At 60.9% G+C, this 10,011-nt stretch carries 10 protein-coding genes; 1 reads left to right on the top strand and 9 read right to left on the bottom strand.

The features are described from left to right. The 3 genes from Q0X21_RS09285 to Q0X21_RS09275 form a co-directional block, all read right to left on the bottom strand. Positions 1 to 106, bottom strand: a 106-nt coding sequence (locus Q0X21_RS09285) for a 30S ribosomal protein S15 (protein WP_297851601.1), incomplete at its 3' end; no start/stop codon positions are given. A 172-nt stretch (positions 107 to 278) separates the two neighbouring features. Next, positions 279 to 1,235: a nucleoside hydrolase gene (locus Q0X21_RS09280; RefSeq protein ID WP_297851600.1), complete on the bottom strand. Its 957-nt coding sequence runs from the start codon at positions 1,233 to 1,235 to the stop codon at positions 279 to 281. Positions 1,236 to 1,292: 57 nt separating this feature from the next. Then, complete coding sequence (locus tag Q0X21_RS09275) at positions 1,293 to 2,255, bottom strand: bifunctional riboflavin kinase/FAD synthetase (RefSeq protein WP_297851599.1); 963 nt, start codon at positions 2,253 to 2,255, stop codon at positions 1,293 to 1,295. 31 nt (positions 2,256 to 2,286) lie between these two features. Between Q0X21_RS09275 and truB the strand changes: the two genes are divergently transcribed. Next, complete coding sequence (truB, locus tag Q0X21_RS09270) at positions 2,287 to 3,195, top strand: tRNA pseudouridine(55) synthase TruB (RefSeq protein WP_297851598.1); 909 nt, start codon at positions 2,287 to 2,289, stop codon at positions 3,193 to 3,195. Between the two features lie 6 nt (positions 3,196 to 3,201). Here truB and Q0X21_RS09265 read toward each other — a convergent pair whose 3' ends face one another. The 6 genes from Q0X21_RS09265 to infB form a co-directional block, all read right to left on the bottom strand. After that, complete coding sequence (locus Q0X21_RS09265; RefSeq protein WP_297851597.1) at positions 3,202 to 3,867, bottom strand: 4'-phosphopantetheinyl transferase; 666 nt, start codon at positions 3,865 to 3,867, stop codon at positions 3,202 to 3,204. After that, positions 3,864 to 4,664: a metallophosphoesterase gene (locus Q0X21_RS09260; RefSeq protein WP_297851596.1), complete on the bottom strand. Its 801-nt coding sequence runs from the start codon at positions 4,662 to 4,664 to the stop codon at positions 3,864 to 3,866. Before Q0X21_RS09260 ends, Q0X21_RS09265 begins: the two co-directional genes overlap by 4 nt. 11 nt (positions 4,665 to 4,675) lie before the next feature. Continuing rightward, on the bottom strand, positions 4,676 to 6,019 hold the full coding sequence (locus Q0X21_RS09255) for an MATE family efflux transporter (protein ID WP_297851595.1): 1,344 nt from the start codon (positions 6,017 to 6,019) through the stop codon (positions 4,676 to 4,678). Then, entirely contained in the window at positions 6,016 to 7,011 is a 996-nt protein-coding gene (locus Q0X21_RS09250; RefSeq protein WP_297851594.1) for a bifunctional oligoribonuclease/PAP phosphatase NrnA, read from the bottom strand. Before Q0X21_RS09250 ends, Q0X21_RS09255 begins: the two co-directional genes overlap by 4 nt. Further along, entirely contained in the window at positions 7,012 to 7,446 is a 435-nt protein-coding gene (gene rbfA, locus Q0X21_RS09245; protein ID WP_297851593.1) for a 30S ribosome-binding factor RbfA, read from the bottom strand. It lies immediately after the preceding gene. A 114-nt stretch (positions 7,447 to 7,560) separates the two neighbouring features. Continuing rightward, the coding region (infB, locus tag Q0X21_RS09240) for a translation initiation factor IF-2 (protein WP_297851592.1) at positions 7,561 to 10,011 on the bottom strand (2,451 nt) is incomplete at its 5' end.

The following is a 10,011-nucleotide window of genomic DNA, read 5'->3' as shown; positions in this document are numbered from 1 at the left end:
TGCGCTCGGTGAGCAGTGCAACCTGAGCCTCCGGGGAACCGGTGTCGGTCTCGTGCAGGCCGTACTCCTTGAGGATTTCAGCCTTCTTCTCAGTGGACAAAGCCATTGTTTTTCTCCTTGGTTATTTCAGTTCGCATTCTGCGGATCTCCCAGCAAACCGGGAGCGGTGACGGCGACTGCTGCGAACCACAGTTAAGCCTCGCTGCACTGAGCACAGCGCGGTGCCATTACCGAGTAAGCAATGCTAGCGCACATGCATCAGCGACTGTTAATCGCCCTTAGTTGGAACCAGCGGCAAGGTCCGTCAAGCGACGCATGAATTCTGCAAGGAAGCGTTGCTTATCGACGCCAACGGCAACCTTCGCCGTCTTCTTCTCATCATTGAGGCGGGTCTCATCACCAATGGTGCGACCGCGGGTCTCCCCTTCGGTGTCGACCTTGAGGTTGATGTCGATGGTGTTTACCAGCGTCGGGTCGATAGCGACACCCACGGCCAGCGGGTCGTGCAGGCCACAACCGCCGAGGTGCGGTGCGGTGGTCTTGTAGGCATCGATGTAGTAATTCGTAGCTGCTGCGAGGAAGTCGCCGCCCGGAGTACCAAGTGCTTCCCACTTCGCGGTCTCCTCAACGGTCAGCAGAGTCTGCAGCGTGACGTCAAGACCGATCATGGTGATGTCATTCATGCTGCGGAAGATCGCGTCGGTGGCTTCTGGGTCCTGGTTGACATTGGCCTCAGCCCACGGGGAGACATTGCCCGGGACGGTCAGTGCGCCGCCCATCATGACGATGTGAGCGTTCTTTGCAAAGGTCTCGCTCACCTTCGCCGCTGCAGCGATCGTGGTGGATGGGCCGGTAGGCACGATGACGAGTTCATCGCCGTACTTCTCCACCGATTCGACGAGGAAGTCGACTGCGGATTTCGTCTCCACTGCGCGCTGCGGTTCGGGCAATTCTGCCTCACCAACACCGTTTTTGCCGTGAATGAACTCGGAGATCTCCAGGACTTCGAAGGAATCCTTCGCGCTGGCGTGGCCCGGGCCAGCGAAAACCGGAATATCGGTGCGGCCGAAGAGCTCCAGGATGGCCAAGGTATTGCGCACGCCGGTCTCAACAAGGACATTGCCGTAGGTGCCGGTGACACCAATCAGGTCAACTTCCTCGGAGCCAAGTGCATAAGCAAGTGCGAGGGCATCGTCGATGCCGGTGTCAAGATCCAGAATCATTTTGCGAGTCATGGCACCCAACACTAGCCCGTCGTAAGCGACGCGCGAGGAGAAGGTACGGACCCCCGGTTAGGAAAGGATCTCACGCACACGGGCGACATCCCGTGCCATGTTCTCCAGCAGTTCGTCGACAGAATCGAATTTGACCATGTCGCGCACCTTCGCGATGAATTCCACGCGGGCGGTACGGCCGTAGAGGTCTGCGTCACGGTCAAGCACGAAGGATTCGATGCTGCGACGATTATCTCCGAATGTCGGGTTGGTGCCCACAGAAATCGCTGCCGGGTAGCGGATCCCAGGTTCCATGTCACCTTCGATGGGGTTGCCGTCCTCCAGCACGGTGAACCAGCCTGCGTAGACGCCATCACCCGGTACAGCATCGGTTTCAGCTGCGTATTGATTCGCGGTCGGATATCCAAGCTCACGGCCACCACGGCCGGCTCCCCGCTCCACTTCAGCGGTGACGGCGAATTCCCGGCCCAAGAATTCCGAGGCTTGTGCGACATCCCCACCGCGGAGGGCGTCGCGGATGGCGGTGGAGCAGATACGCTCGGTGCCGTCGAAAAGCAATGAAACGACATCGACGTTGACCCCGTATTTCTCGCCAAGCGCGAGCATCGTCTGCGGGGTACCAGAGGCGCCGGCGCCGAAGGTGAAGTTCTCCCCCACCACCACGCGGGAAGCGCGCAGAGTCTCCACGATGACCGTACGGAAATAATCCTCGGGGCTCTCCCCAGCGAGCTCCTTAGTGAAATCGATGACCAACAGGTGATCAACGCCGAGCTCCGCGATCAGGCGGGCACGCTCCTCGAGTGGCAGCAACGTGTCCGGGGTGTGTTCCGGGGCGAAGATCTTCACCGGGTGCGGGTCAAATGTCATCACGACGCACTCCACGCCCGCCTCACGTGCAAGGTTGACTGCTCGACGGATCAGTTTCTGGTGGCCGCGGTGGACCCCGTCGAAGACACCAATGGTGACAACGGGGTCGCGCATGTCGGCAGGAATCTGGCCGAGCCCAGACAAAATATCCACGCGGGAAAGCGTAGTGCATAGGGTGGTTGGTATGAATCTGGGCCAAACTGCAGATCCGCTTTCCACCTCGGGCGTGGTTGTCGTCGATAAGCCTGCTGGCGTGACCAGCCATGATGTCGTGGCAAAGCTGCGGCGCTTCTTCCACACCCGCAAAGTCGGGCATGCGGGCACGCTTGATCCGATGGCGACGGGTGTGCTCGTAATCGGCATTGAGCGCGGTACGAAGCTGCTCGCGCACCTTGTCGCGGACGAGAAGACCTATGCCGCAACGATTCGTCTTGGCGCCGCGACGAGCACTGATGATGCGGAAGGCGCTGTGCTTAGTGAAACGGATGCTTCCGAGCTCACCGACGAACAGATCATGGAACAGGTCGCCGCGCTGACCGGCGAGATTTTGCAGGTTCCGTCGAAGGTCTCCGCGATCAAGATCAACGGCAAGCGTGCCCACGAGCTCGTCCGCGAGGGAAAAGAGGTGGAGCTCCCGGCGCGGCCAGTAACAATCTTCAGCTTTGATGTTTCCGCGATCTGCCGCGAGGGCACGTTCGTGGATGTCGCTGCGCGCGTGCACTGTTCATCGGGTACCTACATCCGATCGCTCGCGCGCGATATGGGTGAGGCGCTCGGCGTTGGCGGGCACTTGACGGCGCTGCGTCGCGAGGTATCCGGCCCTTTCACGCTCGAACATGCGCGCACGCTGGACGAGCTCGAGGAGAACGCGGAACTGTCTCTCACGATCGATGAAGCGCTAACCACCGCTTGGCCTGTCCTCGAGGTCACGGCTGATGAATACGCGGCGCTTGCGATGGGTAAATGGCTCGAGCCCCGCGGGTTGAAAGGCGTCCACGCCGCCGTCGGCCCAGATGGCAAGGCAGTTGCGCTGGTCAAAGAAAAGGGCTCCCGCTTATCGACGACTTTCGTCGCTCGTCCCTCCACCCTCTAGCGCTTCTTAGCGCTGCGTGGCTGGAACGTATGTGGCAGCGACCACATAGTCATCGCGCACAAGCCAGCGCCCTTCGATGAAAGGAACAGGTGTCGGGCGCACCAAAAGATAGGCGATGAAAGTGCCATCAGGGCGGATTTCAATCTCCGCGTCCTCGAAGCCGAGCCACCGCAATGTCATTGGGAACCACGCCTTGTACGTGGCTTCCTTGGCACAGAACAACAACCGATCAGCCCAGTCATTGCCAGCGGCTTTTTGCACGTCCACCCAGTGACGTTCCGGTGAGCGTGCGATCTGGTCAAGCACGCCCTCTGGGAGTGGCTGCGCAGGTTCCGCGTCGATTCCAACCGAGCGCAACGCATCCGTCGGGGCTGCCACCGCGACACGCAGGCCATCGGTGTGCGTCAGCGAACCCGTGTAGCCCTCCGGCCACAACGGCATGCCCTGCTCCCCTTTTAAAATCGCACTCGTAGAGTCCATGCCCAGCTCCAGCAAAGCTTGGTGCGCACACCAGCGTGCATCGCCGAATTCGCCCTTGCGATTGTCCACCGCTCGGCTGACCACAACCCGTTCCTCCGGGTGCAGCTCGTTGTAATTTGTTAAATCCCCATTTGCATCCGTGCGCAGGTACACCACGCGGGCGGAGGACGGAAACAGTTTATTCACGATCACTGCTCCACCTCCATCACCGCATACGGCCACGCGGGCGGGTTGGTGCGACGCTTCCACTCATCGGGATAGCCAAGAGAGACTTCGATGTGGTCGACCCCATCGATCGTGTGCACGCCTGGCATATGCAGGTGCCCGTAGACAACTGCCTTGGCGTTATAGCGCGTGGCCCAGCCACGCGTGTGGCGAGTCCCGCACCACAGCGCTGCTTCGCGCCACCACATCTTGTCCGTTGGCTCCTGGACTAGGGGCCAGTGGTTGATGAGGATCGTCGGGCCATCAATACGTGAAAGCCTGCGCGTGGAATACATCAACCGGTCCCAACACCACGCACGAATATCAGTGAACGGCGCAATAGCCATCTCATCGGTAAAGACGATCTGGTTGTCCTGGGCACGCTCCAGCGCTTCTTCCACCGTCATCGTCGGCTGGCGGAAGGAGTAGTCGTACAGGGTGAATAGCGGCACGATAGTGACCCCACCAAAGACTGGATACGGGTCTTCAGGAGTGATCACCCCGAGCCCGCGCAGCCGATTCACCAAATCGATGTACTTCTCGCGCCCCTTATAACGGTCAGTGCCACGTGCGAAAAGCTCGTGGTTGCCCGGCACCCAAATCACAGTGTCGAAGCGCTGCACGAGCGTGGCCATGATCTGTACGACGAGCTCGGTGCGTTCTGCGACATCGCCCGCCACGATCAACCAATCAGACGGGTCTTTCGGCACGATGTCATCAACGCGTGGACGATTCGCCTTCACAGCCGCGTGAAGGTCAGATACCGCCCACAAAGTCGTCGTCATGGTGTCACACCTTAATCGTCCGGCTGATCAAGCTTGGCCCAACGCATGGAGCGGAAGCGCCACATATCACCCACCAGACGCACAGCGATCATCGCGGCGAGACCACACCAGATGCCCGTCAGCCCAGTCCCGGCCCAGTACGCAAGCGCAATACCTGGAAGGAAACCGACGAAGACAGAGGAAAGCGTGAGCGTGCGCAGGAATGCAGCATCGCCTGCTCCCAGCAAAACACCGTCGAGCGCGAACAGCACGCCGCCTGCTGCGATCATGGCGATCAGCAACCACCACGGCCATGCCATCGCATCAAGCACCGCCTCATCGGTGGTGAAGATCCGACGAATTACAGGACCACCAATGGCAAAGACAGCCGCCAGGGTGAGCGCAAACCACAACGACAAACGGGTGATCTTCTCCCCCACTGCACGCGCATCATCAATCCTGCCTGTCCCCAAAGCCGAGCCGGTCAGGGTCTGGGCAGCGATAGCCAAAGAATCCAGTACAAGCGTGAGGAAATTCCACAGCTGCAGCATCACCTGGTGCGCCGCCAAAGCCGCAACACTCACACGGCCCGCGACCGCAGCAGCCGAAATGAACGCGATCTGGAAAGACAACGAACGCAAAATCAGATCGCGCCCCAGCACCAACTGCCGCACGATCACACGCCACTTCGGTGCCCACGAACCCTTGTGGCTGTGCATCAATGCCGCCAAAAAGCCCAGGGCAGTCAATCCCATACCGATGACATTGGCCACCGCCGAACCAACAAGCCCGTATTTACCCACCAAGATCGGCAATGCGATCGCGCCGGGCACAAGCCCGCACAACGTGAGGTAGAACGGTAATTTCGTGTTCTGAATACCGCGCAACCAACCATTGCCAGCCATGATGATCAGCGTCAGCGGGATCGCGAATGCTGCCACACGCATCCAACCAACGGCCATGTCTGCCGTAGCCGGGTCATTAGTGAGAAACAGCGCGATCGGACGCGCAAAGATCCACACCAATGACGCGAGCACAATGCCCACACCAAGACCGACCCAGGTCGCTTGAACACCCTCCGCAATGGCGCGCTCCGTCTTGCCAGCACCAAAGAAACGCGATGACCGCGCAGTCGTGCCATACGACAAGAACGTCAACTGCGTAGTCACAGTCGATTGCACGGTAGCGCCCGCAGCAAGCGCAGCCAGCTCACCGGCACCAAGCCTGCCGATCACCGCAGTATCGAGAAGCAAATACAGCGGATTCGCCGCCAGCACACCTAATGCCGGCAGGGCGAGAGCCAAGACGCGACGCAGGCTTATTTGCGGCACCGTGGCCGGTTGCGAAGTTTCTTCCTGTGCTTTGCCGTCCGTCACTTCGCAGGCGCCATTTCTGCAACAGTGCGCTGCAGCGCGGCAATGGCTTCCTCCACCGGACCAGCAACCGAATAACCAGCAGCCGGAACATGGCCACCACCACCGTGCACGGCAGCGATCTCAGCGACATTCATCACCGTTGAACGCAGCGACACCGACCAAAAACCGGGGTGGATTTCTTTGAACACCACACCGATATCGCTACCGGTCAACGCGCGAGAGTATTCGATGATGGACTCCACGGCGGTCTGGTTCATGCCGTTCAACTGCGAGTCGTCGATACGCAGAACGGACATGGTCAGCGAACCAGCATGCAGTGTCTGCATTCCTGCCATGACCTCGCCCATCAGTTTGAGGTCTTCTGCCGAAACAGCATCCATCAAATCCATGCCAGCCGAACGCGGTTCCACGCCATAATCCAGCAATTCAGCAGCCAGGCGGTGCATACGCGGAGTCCCCCAACGGAAACTGCCCGTGTCAGTGACCAGGCCCGCGTACAAGCAATACGCGATCTCCGGTGTCATCTCCGCACCCATGTACCCCATGAGTTCACGAATGATCACCGTCGTCGACTCCGACGGCAGAATCAGGTTCAGGTCACCGAAACCAGGATTCGACGCATGATGGTCAATGACCACCACGCGCGACGGATCCGCCTCGATCTCCACGCTGAAGCGGCCCGTGCGCTCAACAGATGCGCAATCCGTTGTCACGATCAGACCATCAGCAGGAAGCTCGGCGCCGAAAATGACATCATGAATTCCCGGGATTGTCGACAGATTCTCCGGCCACGCCTCGCTCTGCCCAATCAGGACATCAGCAGTGACACCGATTGAGCTCAGAGCCATTGCCAATGCGTTAGCGGAACCCACCGCATCAGCATCCGGACGGATATGCGTCACCACATGCACAGTGCCGGCGGCCTTCAGCCGATCAGCCACCGCAACGAAATCGCCCTCGCCGGGCGCGAACAAATTGGCCGGGGACGTCATCTACTCATCCCTCGTCTTATACGGATCAGCCTCACCCGCCGGAGTCGCGTTCTTCTTCAGCTCCGCAAGCTCCTCATCGCGGGCACGCGCACGCGCCAACAGCTCTTCCATGCGTGCCGACGCCTCCGGCACCGTATCCAGTTCAAAGCTCAACGTCGGAGTGAATCGGACACCCAACTCATCCCCCACGATCTTGCGGAGCTGACCACGCGCACGGTGCAATGCCTCGGCTGCCTGGTCCAGGTCGGGCTCATCATCAATGTCAGCGCCACGGACCGTGTAATACACGGTCGCATCATGCAGGTCTCCCGTGACACGGACATCCGTGACCGTGACCAGCTCCAAACGACGGTCCTTGATCTGACGCTCAATGGCGGTAGCCACGATCGTCTGAATCCGCTTGGCCAGACGCTGTGCGCGAGTGTTATCAGCCACGTTGATTCCCCTTCCTGCTCTATAAAAATCAGATTCCTAGTGTAGCGCCCCACATAAGGGCTACGCCCCGCGGGCGGAAAGCCAGCGGGGCGTTCGTCGATTAGCGGTAACGCGTTAGGTGCGCGGAACCTCGACCATTTCGTAGACCTGGATCTCGTCGTCGACCTGGATGTCCGGGTAGGACAGCACCATGCCGCACTCGTAGCCCTTGTCCACCTCGGTGACGTCGTCCTTCTCGCGACGCAGCGAGTCGATCGTCGCATCTGGCGTGATCACACTGCCGTCACGCACAAGGCGAACCTTCGCGCCACGCTTGACCTTGCCGGAGGTGACCATGCAACCCGCGATGAGGCCGACAGCGGAAGCCTTGAAGATCTGACGGATCTCGGCGGAACCGAGGTCGCGCTCTTCGTAGATCGGCTTGAGCATGCCCTTGAGAGCCGCTTCCATATCGTCGATCGCCTGGTAGATGACCGAGTAGTAGCGAATCTCCACGCCCTCTTCGTTCGCTTCCTCCGTGGCCTTGCCCTCGGAACGAACGTTGAACGCCAGGATCACAGCGTCGGAAGCCGCAGCCAGCGTCACGTTGGTCTGCGTGACCGCACCGACACCGCGGTCGATGATGTTGACATCCACTTCGTCGTCCACATCGATCTTGAGCAGTGCTTCCTCCAGGGCTTCCACCGAACCGGCGTTGTCGCCCTTGAGGATGAGATTGAGCGTATTGGTCTCCTTGAGCGCCTGATCCAGGTTCTCCAGAGAAACACGCTTCTTCTTACGTGCCTGCATAGCAGCACGCTGGCGAGCATCACGCTGGGCAGCGATCTGACGTGCCACACGGTCGTCTTCGACCACGAGCAGGTTGTCGCCCGGGCCCGGGACACCGTTGAGGCCCTGGACCTGGACCGGCGTGGACGGGCCAGCCTCTTCCACGTCGTTGCCCCACTCGTCGATCATGCGACGGACACGACCGAAGTTGCCGCCAACGACGATGGAATCGCCGACGCGGAGCGTACCGCGCTGAACAATGACGGTGGAAACAGGACCACGGCCACGGTCCAGGTGCGACTCGATGGAGACACCCTGAGCATCCATGTCCGGGTTCGCCGTGAGCTCGAGTGCCGCATCGGCGGTCAGCAGGACAGCCTCGAGAAGATCGTCGATACCCGTGCCTTGCTTAGCGGAGATGTCGATGAACATCGTGTCACCGCCGTACTCCTCCGGAACAAGGTCGTACTCAGTGAGCTGACCGCGGATCTTGTCCGGCTGTGCCTCAGGCTTATCCACCTTGTTCACTGCAACCACGATCGGCAGCTCAGCAGCCTTAGCGTGGTTGATCGCCTCAACGGTCTGCGGCATCACGCCGTCATCTGCAGCGACGACGAGGATGGCCAAGTCCGTGGACTTCGCACCACGGGCACGCATAGCGGTGAACGCCTCGTGGCCCGGGGTATCCAGGAAGGTGATCTTGCGCGGCTCGTCTTCCAAGGTGACCTCGGTCTGGTAAGCACCAATGCCCTGGGTAATGCCACCGGCCTCGCCGCGGCCGACATTCGCGTTGCGGATCGAATCCAACAGGCGAGTCTTACCGTGGTCGACGTGACCCATGACGGACACAACCGGCGGACGCTGCTCGAGCGCTTCTTCGCCGCCCTCGTCCTCACCGAACTGCAGGTCGAAGGATTCGAGCAGCTCACGGTCCTCGTCCTCAGGCGAGACAATCTGAACTTCGTAGTTGATCTCAGCGCCGAGCAGCTGCAGGGTCTCCTCGGAGACAGACTGCGTTGCAGTCACCATCTCGCCCAGGTTGAACAAAGCCTGGACGAGGTTCGATGCCTCGGTACCAATCTTCTCCGCCAAGTCAGACAAGGTTGCACCCTGGCGCAGGCGGACGGTCTTGCCACCGCCATCCGGCAGGCGAACACCACCAACGACGTTCGGTGCGTGCATCTCCTCGTACTCGTGGCGCTTCTGACGCTTCGACTTGCGTCCCTTGCCAGGTGCGCCACCCGGACGACCGAATGCGCCCGCGGTACCGCCGCGGCGTCCACCACGACCGCGGAAACCGCCGCCCATTGGGCCACGACCGCGACCACCAGGTCCACCCGGTCCGCCGTGTCCACGGCCGCCACCACGGCGACCAGCTGCGCGGGACGGCATCTGTGCCGGGTTCGGGTGCTTCGCCATATCTGCTGGGCTCGGTGCACCAGCTGCAGGACGGGAACCGCCGGAACGCTGACCCTGACCACCCGGACGGGGAGCCTGGTCACCACGACGCTTCTGCTGGCCACCAGCACCGCCACGTCCACCCGGACGTGGCTGCGGGCGCGGGCCACCAGAGTTCGAAGAGAACGGGTTATTAGCTACGCGCGGACGGCCACCCGGCTTCGGCATTGGACGCGGCATCGGCGCGTTGCCGCCCTCCGCACCCGGCTTCGGTGCCGGCTTCGCGCCAGGCTTCGGGCCTGGCTTTGCAGCAGCGGGCTTCGGGGCAGCTGGCTTAGCGTCCGACGGCTTCGGCGCTTCCTTCTTGGCAGCTGCAGGCTTCGGGCCCGGCTTCGCAGC

Origin of the sequence: uncultured Corynebacterium sp., assembly GCF_947253065.1 — a bacterium.
GTDB lineage: Bacteria > Actinomycetota > Actinomycetes > Mycobacteriales > Mycobacteriaceae > Corynebacterium.
Note: the sequence above shows the minus strand (reverse complement) of the source record. Positions and strands in the feature narration are given on the sequence as shown.

Excerpts from the sequence above, each read along its gene's own strand:
- Q0X21_RS09280 (WP_297851600.1), bottom strand. The coding sequence starts at position 1,235 with ATGACTCGCAAAATGATTCTGGATCTTGACACCGGCATCGACGATGCC.
- truB (WP_297851598.1), top strand. The coding sequence starts at position 2,287 with ATGAATCTGGGCCAAACTGCAGATCCGCTTTCCACCTCGGGCGTGGTT.
- Q0X21_RS09260 (WP_297851596.1), bottom strand. The coding sequence starts at position 4,664 with ATGACGACGACTTTGTGGGCGGTATCTGACCTTCACGCGGCTGTGAAG.
- Q0X21_RS09250 (WP_297851594.1), bottom strand. The coding sequence starts at position 7,011 with ATGACGTCCCCGGCCAATTTGTTCGCGCCCGGCGAGGGCGATTTCGTT.